The sequence below is a fragment of the Aeromonas sp. s5 genome, assembly GCF_040907865.1.
GTDB classification, from domain to species: Bacteria; Pseudomonadota; Gammaproteobacteria; order Enterobacterales; family Aeromonadaceae; genus Aeromonas; species Aeromonas dhakensis.
The window spans coordinates 1-17,671 of sequence record NZ_JBFOCO010000010.1 but is presented as its reverse complement, the minus strand read 5'-3'; the positions used below and the strand labels follow the sequence as shown (position 1 = coordinate 17,671).

The following is a 17,671-nucleotide window of genomic DNA, read 5'->3' as shown; positions in this document are numbered from 1 at the left end:
ATTGGCGCCGGGTGGCTTGCCTGCAGTGCCCCCTGTTTTCATCGCAGCGGCGCTCCCGCCAGCGCGAAGATTCCCCCCATCCTGCGCAGCTCCGCCCCGCCTTTCTCACACCGGTAACGGCCCGTCAAACGTTAACAAACGGTTACTAATCGATTGATATAAAAAGATAAATATCAATAGCGCCAAACTGAGAAAAGTTCTCAATACAGCACAGAAAAGGATTCACAGGAACCCCCACATGGTCTGTCGATTATTTGTTGTGAGATTTCTTTGAGCCTTATCTCAGAATGAAAATGAGTGCTTTTTGACTCTGTTCTTCCCATGTATAGATGCCAGTCGCACCCAGGACGGTGCGATATAAGATGGAGTTTATTAATGAGAAAAACATCGTTAGCGTTGGCAATCTCGGCCCTGCTCTCGGCCCTGCCTATCGCTTCAGTTCAGGCGAGTGAGAGTTGCACCCCATTGACCGGCAAGGAAGCCGGCCTCGATACCGGCCGCAGCAGTGCCGAGCGCTGCCTGCCCGGCATCAACCCGCTGCAGGATCAGCAGTGGCACCTGCTCAACAGCGGCCAGAATGCCTTCAGCCCCCGCGGCGGCGTGGCAGGCAACGACCTCAACCTCTGGTGGGCACACCGTACCGGCGTGCAGGGCCAGGGCATCAACGTGGCCGTGGTGGATGACGGCCTGGCCATCGCCCACCCGGACCTGGCCGACAATGTGCGCCCCGGCTCGAAAAACGTGGTGACCGGCAGCAGCGACCCCACCCCGACCGATCCGGACAGTGCCCACGGCACCTCGGTCTCCGGTCTGATCGGGGCGGTCGACAACCGCATCGGCACCCTGGGGGTGGCGCCCCGCGTTCAGCTGCAGGGGTTCAACCTGCTGGATGAGCGCAGCAAGCAGCTGCAGAAAGACTGGATCTATGCGCTGGGCGGCAGCACCGCCACCGCCGACAACCGGGTCTTCAACCAGAGCTACGGCATGAGCCTGGTGGATCCGCAAAGCGCCAGCGGGCTGGATCAGGTTCAGCTCGATCGCCTGTTCGAGCAGCAGACCCAGCAGGCACAGGGCGCGGCCTACATCAAGGCGGCAGGTAACGGCTTCAACCGCATCGCCGCGGGTGACTACATGTTCAGCCGCACCGGCGTCCTGCCCAAGCTGCCGTTCGAGAACAGCAACATAGACCCCTCCAACAGCAACTTCTGGAACCTGGTGGTGAGCGCCATCAACGCCGACGGAGTGCGCTCCTCCTACTCCAGCGTCGGCAGCAACGTCTTCCTGAGCGCCCCCGGCGGCGAGTACGGTACCGATGCACCGGCCATGGTGACCACGGACCTGCCTGGCTGCGACATGGGCTACAACCGCACCGACGATCCCAGCACCAACCGGCTGCACAACAACCCGCAGCTGGATGCTACCTGCGACTACAACGGTGTGATGAACGGCACCTCGTCGGCCACCCCCAACACCTCGGGCGCCATGGCGCTGCTGATGTCCGCCTACCCGGATCTGTCGGTGCGGGATCTGCGCGATCTGCTGGCCCGCAACGCCACCCGCATCGATGCCGGCCAACAGCCGGTCCAGGTCAGCTATACCGCCGCCAACGGTCAACCCCGCCAGGTCACCGGCCTGGAAGGGTGGGAGCGCAACGCCGCCGGCCTCTGGTACAGCCCCACCTATGGCTTTGGTCTCATCGACGTGAACAAGACCCTGACGGCCGCCGCCAACCACACCCCGCTGCCGCCGCTGGTGCAATTGCCGGCTCAGAAGGTCACGGTGCCGCGCAGTGAAGGGAGCATCGCGGATGTGGGCAGCAGTGCCACCCGCTCCAGCACCCAGGTGGCGCAGGCCTTGACCGTCGAAGCGGTCCAGGTCACGGTGAGCCTGGATCATCAGCGCCTGCCCGACCTGCTGATCGAGCTGGTCTCCCCGTCCGGTACCCGTAGCGTGCTGCTCAACCCCAACAACAGCCTGGTGGGGCAATCCCTCGACCGGCAGCAGCTGGGTTATGTGCGCACCAAGGGGCTGCGCGACATGCGCATGCTCTCCCACAAGTTCTATGGCGAAGCGGCCCAGGGCGAGTGGCGACTGGAGGTGACCGACGTATCCAACAGCAGCCGCCAGCTGACCCTGGTTGACCTCAACACTAACCGCCGCAGCACGCTGACCGAGCGCAACAACAGCCAGCCGGGTCAACTGCTCAACTGGTCCCTGCGGGTGATCGGCCACGATGCCGCCCGCTCATGATCACAAGGAGTCACAAGATGAAACACAGCTTACTCGGCCTGGCCCTGGCCGGCTTTCTGGCTTCGGCCGGCGTGCACGCCGCCGATGAATCGGTGGTGATCGACGGCAAGCAGTACCGCACCATAGAGGTGAACGGTCAGACCTACCTCACCCCGGACAACGGCAGCAAGCAGCGGGTCGCCCGCAGCGCAGACGGCAAGGCGCCCCGGCAAACCCTGCGCAGCGGCGACGTGCTGCTGCAAGGGGTGGCCAGCCCGGAGCTCACCGCCAGCGGCACCCTGCTGGTGGAGGCCGATGACAACCAGGCCAGCGCGCTGGCCAACCGGCACGGCCTGCGCTTCAAGCAGAGCAGCGGCGGCATCGCCCTGCTGGAGGCCAAGCCGGGCACCGATCTGAACGCCGTCGCCACGGCGCTCAAGCAGGAGGGGGTCAAGGTACAGATTGAACTCGCCGGGGCCCTCAAACGGCCCAAGTGAACCGCTCCGGGCCATTGTCCGGGCATATCAGCTGATCTTCGAGGGGGCCACCGGCCCCCTCGCGTGTTGCCCGCGGCCAGCGTCATTGGCCATCAGGCCACCCGTTTTTTCCGCATATCCCCTGCCCTTCTCCCCTCTTGCCACCCTCCACCCTTGGTTTGACACCGCCTTTCGATGCGACCTTGCTCACAACTCGGCCCCCTTGCTCCCGCCGGCACATTTCTCGCTCCCCCGGGGCAAGGCGGCCATCGCCCGGCTTGTTAACCTGCCTGCAGCCAAACGCCGGCCCACGGGCCCGTTCGGCCTTCCTTGCGATATCCAATGGCAGCCGCCAGCAGAGCGGCCCAGCCCGGGCGGATGCCTTGCGCCCGGTGTCGATATCTCCTTTTTATTTTTATTCAGACAGTTACGAGGACGTCTTCATGCCTATCACCACAAAATTGAAAGCGGTTTCACTGGGCGTCAGCCTGGCGCTGGCCGGCCTGCTGGTCGGTTGCAACCAGAATGACTCGGATCCCTTGGTCAAGGACGATGCCTATTACCGCGGCCAGGCCGAGGCCATGGTGGCCAAGCTGACCCTGAGCGAGAAGCTGGACCTGCTCTCCGGCCCCGGTTATGGCAGTGCCAACGGCGCCATCAACGTCAAGCAGGATGTGCCCGGCGTGGCGGGTTACATCAACGGCGTGCTGCGCAGCGCAGACGGCATCGACATTCCGGCCCTCAAACTGGCCGACGGGCCGGCCGGGGTGCGGATCAACGCCAACCGCGACGGTGACAGCGCCAGCTACTACGCCACCGCCTGGCCCATCGGCTCACTGCTCGCCTCCAGCTGGGACGTCAAGCTGGTCAAGGCTGTCGGCGAAGCCATGGGGGACGAGGTGCGCCAGTACGGAGTCGACATCCTGCTGGCCCCGGGCATGAACATCCAGCGCAACCCGCTCAATGGCCGCAACTTCGAGTACTACTCGGAAGATCCCCTGCTCACCGGCAAAATCGGCGCCGCCATGGTCAACGGGGTGGAGAGCAACGGGGTGGGCACCACCATCAAGCACTACTTCGGCAACAACTCAGAGACCAACCGCAACCAGATCAACGACATCGGCGAACCGAGAACCTTCCGCGAGATCTATCTGCGCGGCTTCCAGATAGCGGTAGACGAGGCCCAGCCCTGGGCGGTGATGACCTCCTACAACAAGGTCAACGGCACCTATGTCAACGAGCGCAGGGATGCGGTAACCGACCTGCTGCGCGGCGAGTGGAAGTTCGACGGCCTGGTGATGTCCGACTGGTTTGCCGGCGATGTGGCCAACAACGCCTACAAGCAGGTGCTGGCGGGACAAGATTTGATCGAGCCGGGCAACGTCAAGGAGCAGTTGCAGCAATCCATCGAGCAGGGCGATCTCGACGAGGCCAAGGTGAACGAGGCCGCCATCCACATCCTGACCCAGGTGATGAAGAGCCCCTCCTACAACCAGCTGGCCATCAGCAACAGCCCGGATCTGACCGCCCACGCCAAACTGGCCCGTCAGGCCGGCGCCGAGAGCATGGTGCTGCTGCGCAACGAGGCCGCGGCCCTGCCGCTTTCGGCAAGCAGCACGCTGGCCAGTTTTGGCATCAACCAGATCAACACCTACAAGGGCGGCACCGGCAGCGGGGATGTGAACGCCGCCAGCACCGCCACCATCGCGCAGGGACTGGCGGCACGCTTCCCGGTCAACGAGGCGCTGCAGAGCTACTACCGCGATTTTTACGAGAACAACAAGGTCTACCACGAGGGGCAATTTGGCGCCAAGGGCTACTACACCTGTGCCGAGGCACCGATCAGCGGAGATCTGGAGGCCCTGATCGCCAGTGCGGCCGCCACCCAGCAAGCCGCCGTCATCAGCATCGGCCGCCAGGCCGGGGAAGGGGCGGATCGCAGCAGCGGCAAGGGGGACTATCTGCTCGGTGATGACGAGCGCGCCCTCATCGACGCGGTGAGCAGCGCCTTCCACGCCCAGGGCAAGAAGGTGGTGGTGGTGCTCAACGTCAACGGCGTCATCGACACCGCCCAATGGGGCGACAAGGTGGATGGCATCCTGCTGGCCTACATGGCTGGCCAGGAGACCGGCCACGCGGTGGCGGATGTGCTCTCAGGCGCGGTCAACCCGAGCGGCAAGCTGGCCCAGAGCTTCCCGCAAAGTTACGCCAGCGTCCCCTCCGCCGGCACCTTCCCGGGTGAGGACACCGACGGAGATGGCGAACCGGACGATCTCTACTACAACGAGGGGATCTACGTGGGCTATCGCTACTACAACACCTTCGAGCAGGCGGTCTCCTACCCGTTCGGCTTCGGTCTCTCCTACACCAGCTTCAGCTACACCAGCCCCGCCATCGCCAGCAATACCCTGGAGGGTGGCAGCGCCGGCAACCTGGTGCTGACCGCCACCATCACCAACACCGGCGCCGTGGCAGGCAAGGAGGCGGCCCAGGTCTATGTGACCGCCCCCGAGGTCAAGCTGAAGAAACCGCTCATCGAGCTCAAGGCCTTTGCCAAGACGGCGCAACTGGCACCGGGGGCCAGCGAACAGCTGAGCTTCACCATTCCGGCCAGCATCCTCGCCAGCTTCGATGAGGCCAGCAACCAGTGGATCGTGGAGCCGGGTCGCTACAGCGCCTACATCAGCCCCTCGTCGGATGTCTCCAGCAGTACGCCGGTCAGCTTCACGGTGAGCAAGGAGATAGTGGTGAGCAACACCACGCCAGGGGCACTGGCACTGCCGGCCGGGGTGGATCCCACCAGCGTCACCACCATCACCCGCTAACATGGGCAGGCACGGCCGGGCACCCAGCCTTGCCTTGCCTGACAGTTGCTCAACAATGATCCGACCACGGGACCGGCCTTGCGCCGGTCCCGTTCTTATTGGCGGGCGTTACGATAGGCCAGCGGCGTCATGCGGGTGTTGGCCTTGAAGAAGCGGTTGAAGGCGCTCTGGGACGAGAAGCCGACCCGATCGCTGATGTTCTGCAGCGGTTGATCCCCCTCCCCCAGCAAGCGGCAGGCTTCGCTCACCCTCGCGTCCCTCAGCAGGGTCGAGAAGCTGCTCCCCTCCCCCTGCAATTTGCGATTGAGGGTCCAGCGGCTGACGTTCATGGCCGCGCACACCTCCTTGAGCAGGCTCTCGTCGCTCTCCAGTTCCCCTTCCCGGATCTTGTGGCGGATCCGCTCCTCCACCAGATAGGCAAAGGGGGCCCGCTCGGCGATGTCGGCACATATCTGTGCCAGCTGAGCCAGTTGCAGACGACCCAGCGGCTCGTTGTAGCAGTGGCTGGGGCAGTCGAGTTGGGCGTTGTCGATGGTCAGGGTGTTTTCCCCCTGCTCCCAGCGGCAGCGGGTGGCGAAGAACTGATCCAGCAGCTGATGGCGCGGTGGCGACCGCCCCGTGAAGCCCACCGAGACCCGGGGATCCGCCAGATAGACCCGCAAAATCCGGTAGAGGATGATGAAGTTGGGGATGGCCTGACTCGCCCCCAGGCTGGCGGGCCCCTGATTGACATACAAGTATTGGCTGGCCTGCGTCCCCCGCCGCACCCGCAGCTCGTCACAACTGCCGATGATGGGGCGATAGGCCAGCAGCACCTCGAGCGCCGCCCGCGGCGAGGGCTGGTTCAGGCACAGGCTGATGAGCGGCGGATAGTGCTGGTAGAGCTGGCCGATGTCGTAGGAGAGGATGGTTTCGTGAAAACTGGCCAGATAGGGCTGCATCAGTTGCAGCATCCGGTAGTGGTTGTGGGCCGGCAGCCGGCCCTGTTCCCGCTCGATGTCGAACGACGTGAGGCCGCCCGCCATCAGAATGGCATCGGGATCGCCCCCCTGCTGCTGGCAGGCTCCCAGCATTCGTCTGATCACCTGGTTTGATACGCTCTGTGACATCTGCCGTCCTGGCCTCCGTGCTGACAGGAAACTGCTCGTGATCCCCCGGCCCGCCACTGGCGGCAGGCCTGCCACCCCGTGCGGCGGGCTGGCGGGACCATTATGGGGCGGTTGCAAAGCGAGCAGATGTAACGGAGTGTAAAAGCACGCGCCAGCGCGCCATTTTGGGCACATCTAGCCGTCATATCGGACCAGCTGCGTCAGGTTCGGTCATGAAAAATGGCGCCCGTGGGCGCCATTTTGATGGGGGCAGTGCAGCCTGCGTCAACTCGCCTTGTGCTGCTCGGCCAGATAGAGCCAGGTGTCGACCACGGTATCCGGGTTGAGCGACACAGAGTCGATGCCCTGCTCGACCAGCCAGGCGGCGAAGTCCGGGTGATCGGACGGCCCCTGGCCGCAGATCCCCACATACTTGCCCGCCTTGCGGGCGGCGGCAATGGCCATCGCCAGCAGCGCCTTGACCGCTTCGTTACGCTCGTCGAACAGGTGGGCGATAAGCCCCGAGTCCCTATCCAGTCCAAGCGTCAGCTGGGTCATGTCGTTGGAGCCGATGGAGAAGCCGTCCACGTGCTCGAGGAACTTGTCTGCCAGCAGGGCGTTGCTCGGGATCTCGCACATCATGATCACCTTGAGCCCCCGCTCGCCACGGCGCAGACCGTTCTCACCTAGGATGTCGATCACCTGCTCCGCCTCGCCCACGGTGCGCACGAAGGGGATCATCACCTCGACGTTGGTCAGCCCCATCACATCGCGCACCCGCTTGATCGCCTCGCATTCGAGGGCAAAACAGGGGCGGAAGCTGTCGGCGATGTAGCGCGACGCGCCGCGGAAACCGATCATCGGGTTCTCTTCGTGAGGCTCGTAGTCACGACCGCCCACCAGGTTGGCGTACTCGTTGGACTTGAAGTCCGACATCCGCACGATCACCCGCTCCGGCCAGAAGGCGGCGGCCAGGGTGGCGATGCCCTCGGTCAGCTTGGCGACATAGAACTCGCGCGGGCTCTCGTAGCCGGCGATCATCTTGCCGATGGTGGCCTTGAGCTCGGGGCTCTGCTGGTCGAATTCCAGCAACGCCTTGGGATGCACCCCGATCATCCGGTTGATGATGAACTCGAGGCGAGCCAGACCGACACCGGCATTCGGCAGCTGGGCGAAGTCGAAGGCTCTGTCCGGGTTGCCGACGTTCATCATGATCTTGATCGGCAAGCGCGGCATGTTGCCCACCTCGGTCACCGCCACGTCAAAGTCGAGTTCGCCGTCGTAGATGAAACCGGTATCCCCTTCCGCGCAGGAGACGGTAATGAGCTGGCCCGGTTCGATGCGCTTGGTGGCATCACCGCAACCCACCACCGCCGGAATGCCCAGTTCGCGGGCGATGATGGCGGCGTGACAGGTACGGCCGCCCCGGTTGGTGACGATAGCGGAGGCCCGCTTCATGATGGGCTCCCAATCCGGGTCGGTCATGTCGGTGACCAGCACGTCGCCGGGCTGCACTTCGTCCATCTGGCTGATGGAGGAGATGACCCGCGCCGGGCCCGCCCCGATCTTGTGGCCGATGGCGCGCCCCTCGATCAGCACCTTGCCCGCTTGCTTGAGAGCAAAACGCTCGAGGGTGTTGGCCTCCTGGCGGCTGCGCACGGTTTCCGGACGCGCCTGCACGATGTAGAGCTTGCCATCCTGCCCGTCCTTGGCCCACTCGATGTCCATCGGGCGGCCGTAGTGCTGCTCGATGATGAGCGCCTGCTTGGCCAGCTCCATTACCTCGGCATCCGTGATGCAGAAGCGGCTGCGCTCGGCCTCATCGGTATCGACGATCTGCACCTGACGGCCGTGGCTGGCATCGCCGGAATAGGTCATCTTGATGAGCTTGGAGCCGAGGGTCTTGCGCACCACCGCCGGGCGTCCTGCCTTGAGGGTCGGTTTGTGCACGTAGAACTCGTCGGGGTTGACCGCACCCTGCACCACCATCTCGCCAAGGCCCTGGGCGCCAGTGATGAACACCACATCGTTGAAGCCCGACTCGGTATCCAGGGTGAACATGACGCCGGAGGCGGCGAGATCCGAGCGCACCATGCGCTGGATCCCGGCCGACAGGGCGACACCCTTGTGGTCATAGCCCTGATGCACCCGATAGGAGATGGCGCGATCGTTGAACAGTGAAGCAAACACATGCTTGACGGCGATCATGACGGCGTCGATGCCGCGCACGTTGAGGAAGGTCTCCTGCTGGCCGGCAAAAGAGGCATCCGGCATGTCTTCCGCAGTGGCGGAGGAGCGCACCGCAAAGGAAGCGTCAAGCCCGCCGCTGAGCTTGTCGTAGGCAACCCGGATCGCCTGCTCCAGCTCGCTCTGGAACGGGGCCTCGATCACCCAGTCACGGATCTGCTGGCCAGCCCGGTTGAGGGCGGCGATGTCGTCCACATCCAGGCTGTCGAGCAGATCGTGGATCTTGCCGTTGAGGCCGCTTGACTCCAGAAACTCGTTAAACGCAAAGGCGGTGGTGGCAAACCCGCCCGGCACGGAAACTCCGGCACCAGAGAGGTTGCTGATCATCTCGCCAAGGGATGCATTTTTGCCGCCAACTCGTTCTACGTCCTGCATTCCGAGTTGCTCGTACCAGAGTACGTACTGTTGCACTTGCATGTCTCCAGGTTGGTGGGCACTGTGCCGCCATGGCACCTTGTGCGCCAGTTTATGTGCGTTATTGTCTGTTTCTACTGTTGCCAACGACCATGAAAACGTTTTCTACTTATTGTCAAAAAAATCCCCGAGCAAGATTTGGGGATGGTCGAATGACACAGACATTCTACAATGCCAACACAAAAAGGTAACGACTCAGGTTTGCAAGCCACTTCACAACTTGGGCACGGCAGACCGGTTGACAAAAACGATATGGTTTCGAGAGATACTTCTTGCCAGCCAGCTCGCCGACCCCCTCACAGGAGCCCCCAGTGCACACCGTATTCTATGTTTCAGACGGCACCGCCATCACAGCCGAAGTGTTCGGTCACGCCGTGTTGAGCCAGTTTCCGCTGGCCTTCGAGCAGATCACCATCCCCTTTGTCGAAACCCTGGAGAAGGCGCGCCAGGTACGGATGCGCATCGACGAGCAGTTCCGCCAGACCGGGGTTCGCCCCATTTTGTTCCACACCATCGTTGATCATCAGGTGCGCGAGGAGGTGCTCAAGGCCCAGGCCAGCAGCCACGACTTTCTCAACACCTTCGTCAGCCCGCTGGAGCACGAGCTCGGGGTGAAGGCCGAGCCCAGGCTGCACCGCACCCACGGCATGGAGAACCGCAAGCTCTATGATGACCGCATCGAGGCGGTCAACTTCGCGCTGGCCAACGACGATGGCATCACCACCAAGGAGTATGAGGAGGCCGACATCATCCTGATCGGGGTCTCCCGCTGCGGCAAGACGCCGACCAGCCTCTATCTGGCGCTGCAGTTCGGCATCCGCGCCGCCAACTACCCCTTCATCGAGCAGGACATGGGGGTTCTGGATCTGCCGGCCGCCCTCAAGGCCAATCGTCACAAGCTGTTCGGCCTCACCATCGCCCCCCAGCGGCTGCATGAGATCCGCAACCAGCGCCGCGCCAACAGCCGCTACTCCTCGCTGGAACAGTGCGAACAGGAGCTGGCCTGCGTCGAGCGGCTGTTTCGCCAGGAGGCGATCCGCTTCCTCGACACCAGCTCCCACTCGGTGGAGGAGATCAGCGCCAAGATCCTCGAGGCTACCGGCCTGCGCCGTCAGCTTTATTGAGCAACGCCGCGCGCCGGCAAGCTGGCGATACGGCAAACGACCATAAAAAAGCGCCGGATACATCTGTATCCGGCGCTTGTGGACTGAACCTCAACGGGATTGGGAGCCCGGGCGGTTCAGCTCTCTGTTGTTCATCAGCATGGCGTAGAAGTTGAGCACACCGTGACGCCGGCGTACCCGTTCTGTCAGCCAGAGGGCCGGCAGCAGGCCGATGGCACCGGCGATCAACAAGACACTCCGCAGGTGCATCACCAGATAGTCATCACCCTGCACGGCCCACACCAGCAGGCATCCCGCCGCCATGGTCAGCAGCAGGGGCGAAAGCCACACGGTCAGCCACAGCGCGACGGCCAGCAAACTGCCAATAATACGTTGCATGAAGCGCATCCTTGTTGCACGGGAGGTTTCATAAAACAGGAAAGAGCAGAAGAGTCAACCGAGCAGCATTCGATTGTTCGCAATACAGTCAAACACTTCCCTACCAGCTTCATCGCTCCCTAAAAACCTGCTTTTCGCCGAAAAAACCAGCGAATGATGAGGAAAACAGGTGCATCCGCGATGGATTATCACTATTCTGCTTCCGTTGGTAGTCGCCATAAAAAACAGAAAGCGACCAACCGTAACGAAATAAATACGGATTTCGTCACGTTTAAGGCACGCTTTGCCGTGCACGGTCACATGGAGTGACCCGACGGACGAGATGACAGACGAATGACTTCAGAAGACGTAAGGAAGGAAGAATGGATCTTCAACAAAACGGCGAGGAGCTGAAACGCGGTTTGAAAAACCGCCATATCCAGCTCATCGCACTGGGCGGCGCCATCGGCACCGGCCTGTTTCTCGGCATTGCCCAGACCATCAAGATGGCGGGCCCCTCCGTGCTGCTTGGCTATGCCATCGGTGGTTTTATCGCCTTCCTGATCATGCGCCAGCTGGGCGAGATGGTGGTGGAAGAGCCGGTAGCCGGCTCCTTCAGCCACTTCGCCTACAAATACTGGGGTGACTTCGCCGGCTTTGCCTCCGGCTGGAACTACTGGGTGCTCTACGTGCTGGTGAGCATGGCCGAGCTGACTGCGGTGGGCATTTATGTTCAGTACTGGTGGCCCGAGATCCCGACCTGGATGTCGGCAGCCTTCTTCTTCGTGTTGATCAACGCCATCAACCTCTCCAACGTCAAGGCGTTTGGCGAGATGGAGTTCTGGTTCGCCATCATCAAGGTGGTGGCCATCATCGGCATGATTGGCTTTGGCGGCTACCTGCTGGCCAGCGGCAACGGCGGCCCGGACGCCAGCATCAGCAACCTGTGGGCCCAGGGCGGCTTCTTCCCCAACGGCATCAGCGGTCTGGTGATGGCGATGGCGGTGATCATGTTCTCGTTCGGCGGGCTCGAGCTGGTCGGTATCACGGCCGCCGAGGCCGACAATCCCGAGAAGAGCATCCCCAAGGCCACCAATCAGGTGATCTACCGGATCCTCATCTTCTACATCGGCGCCCTGGCCGTGCTGATGTCCCTCTACCCCTGGGGCAAGGTGGTAGAAGGCGGCAGTCCCTTCGTCATGATCTTCCACGCACTGGACAGCAATCTGGTGGCCACCGTACTCAACATGGTGGTACTGACCGCAGCACTGTCGGTTTACAACAGCTGTGTCTACTGCAACAGCCGTATGCTGTTTGGTCTGGCCAAGCAGGGCAACGGCCCGCGCAGCCTGCTCAAGACCAACAAGAGCGGTGTGCCTGTGGTGGCCATCTCCGTCTCCGCGGCGGCAACCCTGCTGTGCGTACTCATCAACTACCTGATGCCGGGCAAGGCGTTCGAGCTGTTGATGGCGCTGGTGGTCTCCGCCCTGGTCATCAACTGGGCCATGATAAGCTTGGCGCACCTGATGTTTCGCAAGAGCAAGCAGGCCGAAGGTGTGATTCCCAAGTTCAAAGCGTTCTGGTACCCGTTCGGCAATTACCTCTGCCTCGCCTTCATGGCCGGCATCCTGGTCATCATGTACCTGACCCCGGGCATCCAGATCTCGGTACTGCTCATCCCGGTCTGGATCATCGTGCTGGCCATCGGCTATCAGTTCAAGCAGAAGCGCCAGGCTCGCGTCGCGGCCAACCTGGGTTGATGGTATCAACTTCATCGCCCCTCAAAAGCCGGTCACTGACCGGCTTTTTTCTAGCCGGCGCTCCCTCCGCGAACCAACATCCATATCGGCCCCCTCTTCACCTATGCAGATGGGCCAAGGCCGAGGTCAGCCTCAAGCGCGGGCCGGCACATCCCGGCAAAATCTGCCTGCAAGAGGGCTTCTCCCTGAAAGCAACAAGCCCGAGACACTGGGCTCGGGCTTGAAAGCGACAAGGGGCGAAAGCCGCTGGATTATTCCAGCAGGAAGACGGCTTCCACGTTGTCGGTAATGCTGATCTGCTGCTGTTGATAGCTGTTTTCCATCATGTCGGCGGCGGGCGACATGGCTGCAGCCTTGAGGGCCCGGCTGTAGATCGGCATGGGGGTATTGTTGCGATATTCGACGCTGTAAACCTTGCCGAGCTTCATGCCAAATGCCTTGGCCAGCGACTCCGCCTTGCTTCTGGCATCCTCAACCGCACCGAGGCGAGCCTGTTCTTTCATGGCTTGCGGTGTCTTTAGGCCGTATTCAATCTGGGAAACGGACTCCAGCCCGGCCTTGAGCGCGGTGTCCATCAGCTCGCTCAGCTTGTCGAGTTGATAGAGCTTGACCGCCAGCTGGCGCTGGGCACGATAACCCACCAGTTCCGGCTTCTTGTTCTGCGGATACTGATACTCCGGGGAGATCACCAGATTGCCCGCCTCAACGTCAGTACGCTTGATGCCCAGCCCTTCGAGCTGACCAAAGAAGGCGGCGACCTTGCCATCCACCTGCTGCTTGGCCTTGATGCCCTGCTTCTCCAGCGCTGTCACGGAGACATTCAGGGTCAGCATGTCGGGCTCTGCTTTTTGCTCGGCATAGCCGCTCACCACCAGATGGGGAGCCTGCGGCACTTCGATGGCAAACAGGGGAGCACTGACCACCAGAGCGGACAGGGTAAGAAGGGGACGCCACATAAAAAAAGACCTCAATCTATTGGAGTGAGGTCATTATGCCCGTCGCCGAATGGGATTCATATATCGTGCAACGGCGGGATCTGATCCAGTACCTGATTGGTCATGTCGATATTGATGCTGATCTCACTGCCAGCCGGCTCCGGATGGCCAGCCGTTACGGGGGAGGCACTGCGGGAGCTGAGCAGCACATCATCATCAAAGTGGAAGGAGTCCCACGACAGAACGTGTCCGGCAAGCGGGGTGACCGGGTCTGTCATGGTATCCACCGTCAGAGGGGCGCAGTCGATGTTGTCGGAATGACCGAGCAGATCCTGCAGGCTGATATCGCTCAGACTTTGCAGCGTATACTCCTGCTCCCCCTGCTCATGGCCAACCAGCACCATCATATGAGGTGGCTGCTCACCCTGGGCCGGCGTGAAGGAAATGGTTGCTGCAGCAAAGTCCACATTCAGTGAACCCGCCACCTCGCCATCATCGCTCTCCAGATCCAGCGCATCAATCCGATCACCCGCCATCGTGGCGTGATAGCCAAACTGGCCGGTACAGGTAATGCTGCCCTGCCCGTCCCAGCTATAGCGAATGCCATCGATATCGATCCAATTAAATGACTGCATGGTGACCCTCTCCTGTACTGCCGCTATCTTAGCCGCCCCCTCAGTCAAAAAACAGGGGCCAGGCATGGCCCGGCCCCGTTCACTGGTTACGGATCAACCTTGAGGTTGCCGTCATCCAGCAGCTGCTTGATGATGTCGTGGTTGGTTGTGAGCCCTCCGTTTTGATCCAGATCCAGGTTGCCCTGGAACTGGACGGTCAATTGAGAGCCGCCACTCGCCGATCCGTTCGTGTCTATGGTCAGCTTGTTGGTCGTGGTGTCGAACTGCAGATAGTTGTTGAGCACCGTGGCCAGATCATTGTTGTTGAACCCCGAGGGGACACCGACCAGCAGATCCGACAGATCCAGCACATCCCCCCCGTTGGACGGGTTGCCCAGCGTGAAGTCGGTAATGGTGTCGGTACTGCCATCTGCATCGCCAGCAATCCACTTGAAGGTATCGCTGCCAGCGCCCCCTGTCATGGTGTCGCTGCCCAGACCACCGATCAACAGATCGTTGCCATCTCCTCCTTGCAATATGTCGTTGCCAATTCCGCCGATCAGGGTGTCATTGCCGGATTCCCCATAAAGGGTATCGTTGCCGCTGCCACCGTCCAGCACATCATTGCCCGACCCGCCAACCAGAGTATCTTTGCCTCCCATCCCGTACAGCAGATCATCACCATCACCACCCGACAGGATGTTGTCCAGGCTGTTGCCCGTGATGCTGTCTCCAAAGTCGGACCCGATGGCGTGCCCTTGCGTACTGGTCAGGGTCACATTCACCGCGCTGGCGGAGTCTTCGTAGTCCACGGTAAAGGGGGCATCCGGCAGCAGGCTCAGACCGATGTTGCTGTGAACGGCATCGCCATCGCCGTCCGTCAGTGTGACCGGCAACTGCAAGTTGACCGGAACACCCGGAGTCGCCACGCTGGAGCCGAAGTCGCCAATCTTGAAGGTGCTCCCTGCGGCATAGTGGAACTCCAGGCTGTTGTAACCATCTGCTGTATACGCCGCCAGTTTGGTATTGGAGATCACCCCGGCAACTGTCGCGACATAAGCCACACCAGCGGTCGGATCGTCATCGGTAAAGTTGACCGTGAAGCTGTGGCCTCCCACCGAGACAACCTGGGACATTCCGGCTCCGATACTGACAATCCTGGTTGAACCGTTATAGCTGATCGCCACGGCGGTCAGCGACTCCTTGTTGCCATCGCCAATATCGTTGTCATTGTCCACATCCTGACGGGCTACCAGTTTTACACTGGAGCTGCTATTGATCGCCGTAAACATGGCGGAGGCACCATTTACATCGTAGTGAGCCTCAAAGGCATGGGTCTGGTTCGCCAGGACGCCGTAGGAGCCACCACTGACCGGGTTGCCGGTCAGATCGATGACAAAGTCTATCCGCATCGCCTCACCCGACCCGACGGATGAACCGCTACTGATCCCCCCCGTGTTGGCAGAGGTGTTGACGGTACCGCCATCCACACCATTGGTCATCGCCGTCAGCAGCAGATCCTTGCTGTTGTCATTCGCTGCCGTATTAAAACCGGCCCAGGACGCATTGCCGCCAACGAAGTCGTAACCCCCGCCGTTGAAGTCGATGGTGGTTTGCCCGCCGTCCACTTCGCCAATCATCTGGATCTGATAAGTCCCGGATGCAGGTTGCAGGGTGGCAATGAACACGGTGCCGGCCGCCGTTGTAGCTGTCAGGGTTATACCATCCGACGACAAGGCATAGGTGATGGGCAAGCCACCCGAGGTCAGGCCACTGCTGCCATTCAGACTGCTGTCAAAGCGGATCGAACCACCATCAGCCCCGTAGTTGTTCAACAGCGAGCCATCTCCATCCAGCAGGAAGGTCTCAGTAAGCCCGGACTGGTTCAGCATGACTCCCATTGCGGGCGTCATGACAAGAGGCACATCATCTTCAACCTGCACGATGAAATCCCGTACCAGAGTCACATTGTCCGGTCCTTCATGGGCAGTGATCGCACTGGAGAGGTTCAACGCCTTTAGTTCCAGATCATTGCCATCAGCCTGAGCATGATCTATCGGCCCCTGCAGGGTGAAGGTGTAATCACCATCCGCCTCCACCGCCAGCGTAAAGATCGGTTTGCTGCCGGCCATGGCCACCAGGGTATCCACCCCGACACCATGAACGATGCTGTAGGTGATCGGCACACCGCCTGAGGTCAACGCCGGCAAGCCGGCTGTGCTGCCAACACCGAAACTGACGCCAGTGCTGTCAATCACCATATGGGCCAGTGAGCCGCCCACGGTTGTCAGGGACGGGTCGTTGCCGGGCAGGCCGGTGGGCAAGCCATCCTCGAATACGGAGGCCGTGATCGGAGTGGTATCCAGCACCAGTATCTTCAGCAAGGCACTGGAGGTGTCACCATCTGCATCCACTATGGTGTAGGTAAAGGTCTCCAACGTATCCACTGCTACATCATTGGGCGGTGTGTAGGAGTAGGATCCGTCGGCATTGACCACCAACTGGCCACCCAGAGGCGTAGTCATGGGACCCGTTGTTCCTCCTTGCACCAGGAAGGTCACGACATTGCCATTGATGCTGTCGGCAACCCCCACATACGCAGCCGGATTGCTGACGGTGAAGCTGACCTGGAACACGGTTGCGGGGGCATCCGCGCCAGCACTGTCCACGCCGGCAGTCGCATCCACATCCGTGATCACATTGCCAGTGGCAGGAGGCGGCACAGTCGCCTGCAAAGTGGCATCCAGGTCATAGATATTGTTGACCAGCGTCACCGCATCTCCGTTGTCTTCCACCAGTCCCAGCTGGGCGATCGCCGAGGCATTGCCGCTCACGTTCAGACCAACGGCGTAAACTTCAACGTTGTTGTTGTTCACAAAGCTGGTCCAGCCGGCGGGGACATTGCCTTCATTGGGCGCGCCATCCGACAGGAAATAGACCTTGGTTTCATACCCGGCCAAGGCTGGGTTTGCCAAATCCGTTGTCAGTTGATTCTGTGCCAGTACCAGGGGGGCGTTATAGTTGGTACCACCGCCATCCGTCGGCAAACCGGAAATACTGGCCTTGGCCACATCAGGATCACTGGTTTGCGGGATCAGGACTGCACCACTGGCAAAATCAATAACCGTAATGACCAATGGAACCCCAAGCGCCACATACGAGTCGATCATGTGGTTCAGGGCATCCTTGGCCAGTTCCAGACGGTTTGGCGAGCCATTTGACGTCGTACCTATCTGCCACAACATGCTGCCCGAGGTATCGATCACCATGACGAGATTGAAAGGCGGCAACCCAGCCTCGGTAATGACGATGCTGTTGTCCTTGGCTGTCGGCACATCGTCCTCAAAGTTGATGTTGCCGCCCAGGTCCGCACTCACCGTCCCGGTCGCGGTGTCGTTGTCGCCATCCACCACCGTCACGGTCGCACTCAGCAGCACCTTGCCATTGGCCAGGCTGATGAGGTTGTTGTCGTTGCTGTTGTCCACGTCCTCCGGCAGATGGTCCAGCTCCGCCGACTGCGTCAGCGTCACCGTGCCATTGCTCGCCACGCTGATACGGAATACCTCCCCGTCCGTGGTCGAGCCCACGATGTCGTTGCCCAC

General features: G+C 61.2%; 11 protein-coding genes. 5 read left to right on the top strand and 6 right to left on the bottom strand.

Annotated elements, in window-relative coordinates:
* Positions 1 to 375: 375 nt before the first annotated feature.
* The 3 genes from AB5Y94_RS07820 (at position 376) to AB5Y94_RS07810 (ending at position 5,530) form a co-directional block, all read left to right on the top strand.
* Positions 376 to 2,250, top strand: a complete 1,875-nt coding sequence (locus AB5Y94_RS07820; RefSeq protein ID WP_368205307.1) for a S8 family serine peptidase — start codon at positions 376 to 378, stop codon at positions 2,248 to 2,250.
* A gap of 17 nt (positions 2,251 to 2,267) precedes the next feature.
* Complete coding sequence (locus AB5Y94_RS07815) at positions 2,268 to 2,726, top strand: hypothetical protein (protein ID WP_010633588.1); 459 nt, start codon at positions 2,268 to 2,270, stop codon at positions 2,724 to 2,726.
* 422 nt (positions 2,727 to 3,148) lie between these two features.
* The gene (locus tag AB5Y94_RS07810; RefSeq protein ID WP_043169887.1) at positions 3,149 to 5,530 is read left to right on the top strand and encodes a glycoside hydrolase family 3 C-terminal domain-containing protein; all 2,382 of its coding nucleotides are present in this window, start codon (positions 3,149 to 3,151) and stop codon (positions 5,528 to 5,530) included.
* Between the two features lie 95 nt (positions 5,531 to 5,625).
* On the opposite strand, the gene AB5Y94_RS07805 is transcribed toward AB5Y94_RS07810, so the two are convergent.
* Positions 5,626 to 6,603 (bottom strand): helix-turn-helix domain-containing protein, encoded by a 978-nt coding sequence (locus AB5Y94_RS07805; protein WP_368205308.1) that lies wholly within the window; start codon positions 6,601 to 6,603, stop codon positions 5,626 to 5,628.
* Positions 6,604 to 6,903: 300 nt separating this feature from the next.
* Positions 6,904 to 9,282, bottom strand: a complete 2,379-nt coding sequence (gene ppsA, locus AB5Y94_RS07800; RefSeq protein WP_368205306.1) for a phosphoenolpyruvate synthase — start codon at positions 9,280 to 9,282, stop codon at positions 6,904 to 6,906.
* A gap of 308 nt (positions 9,283 to 9,590) precedes the next feature.
* On the opposite strand from ppsA, the gene AB5Y94_RS07795 reads away from it, so the two are divergent.
* Positions 9,591 to 10,403 carry a pyruvate, water dikinase regulatory protein gene (locus AB5Y94_RS07795; RefSeq protein ID WP_005302533.1) on the top strand — a complete coding sequence of 271 codons (813 nt, stop codon included), beginning with the start codon at positions 9,591 to 9,593 and terminating at the stop codon, positions 10,401 to 10,403.
* Between the two features lie 90 nt (positions 10,404 to 10,493).
* Here AB5Y94_RS07795 and AB5Y94_RS07790 read toward each other — a convergent pair whose 3' ends face one another.
* Positions 10,494 to 10,781, bottom strand: a complete 288-nt coding sequence (locus AB5Y94_RS07790) for a hypothetical protein (RefSeq protein ID WP_054544562.1) — start codon at positions 10,779 to 10,781, stop codon at positions 10,494 to 10,496.
* Between the two features lie 362 nt (positions 10,782 to 11,143).
* Between AB5Y94_RS07790 and AB5Y94_RS07785 the strand changes: the two genes are divergently transcribed.
* Complete coding sequence (locus AB5Y94_RS07785) at positions 11,144 to 12,520, top strand: amino acid permease (protein ID WP_368205305.1); 1,377 nt, start codon at positions 11,144 to 11,146, stop codon at positions 12,518 to 12,520.
* Between the two features lie 251 nt (positions 12,521 to 12,771).
* Here AB5Y94_RS07785 and AB5Y94_RS07780 read toward each other — a convergent pair whose 3' ends face one another.
* The 3 genes from AB5Y94_RS07780 to AB5Y94_RS07770 all read right to left on the bottom strand — a co-directional run bounded on the left by AB5Y94_RS07780 (position 12,772) and on the right by AB5Y94_RS07770 (position 17,617).
* Positions 12,772 to 13,476, bottom strand: a complete 705-nt coding sequence (locus AB5Y94_RS07780) for an SIMPL domain-containing protein (RefSeq protein WP_017783052.1) — start codon at positions 13,474 to 13,476, stop codon at positions 12,772 to 12,774.
* A gap of 56 nt (positions 13,477 to 13,532) precedes the next feature.
* On the bottom strand, positions 13,533 to 14,090 hold the full coding sequence (locus AB5Y94_RS07775) for a hypothetical protein (protein ID WP_005302539.1): 558 nt from the start codon (positions 14,088 to 14,090) through the stop codon (positions 13,533 to 13,535).
* Between the two features lie 86 nt (positions 14,091 to 14,176).
* Entirely contained in the window at positions 14,177 to 17,617 is a 3,441-nt protein-coding gene (locus AB5Y94_RS07770) for a type I secretion C-terminal target domain-containing protein (RefSeq protein ID WP_368205304.1), read from the bottom strand.
* Positions 17,618 to 17,671: the final 54 nt, after the last annotated feature.

Coding starts and splice junctions, on each gene's coding strand:
- AB5Y94_RS07820 (WP_368205307.1), top strand. CDS start 376: ATGAGAAAAACATCGTTAGCGTTGGCAATCTCGGCCCTGCTCTCGGCC.
- AB5Y94_RS07805 (WP_368205308.1), bottom strand. CDS start 6,603: ATGCTGGGAGCCTGCCAGCAGCAGGGGGGCGATCCCGATGCCATTCTG.
- AB5Y94_RS07775 (WP_005302539.1), bottom strand. CDS start 14,090: ATGCAGTCATTTAATTGGATCGATATCGATGGCATTCGCTATAGCTGG.
- AB5Y94_RS07780 (WP_017783052.1), bottom strand. CDS start 13,476: ATGTGGCGTCCCCTTCTTACCCTGTCCGCTCTGGTGGTCAGTGCTCCC.
- AB5Y94_RS07810 (WP_043169887.1), top strand. CDS start 3,149: ATGCCTATCACCACAAAATTGAAAGCGGTTTCACTGGGCGTCAGCCTG.
- AB5Y94_RS07785 (WP_368205305.1), top strand. CDS start 11,144: ATGGATCTTCAACAAAACGGCGAGGAGCTGAAACGCGGTTTGAAAAAC.
- AB5Y94_RS07815 (WP_010633588.1), top strand. CDS start 2,268: ATGAAACACAGCTTACTCGGCCTGGCCCTGGCCGGCTTTCTGGCTTCG.
- AB5Y94_RS07790 (WP_054544562.1), bottom strand. CDS start 10,781: ATGCAACGTATTATTGGCAGTTTGCTGGCCGTCGCGCTGTGGCTGACC.
- ppsA (WP_368205306.1), bottom strand. CDS start 9,282: ATGCAAGTGCAACAGTACGTACTCTGGTACGAGCAACTCGGAATGCAG.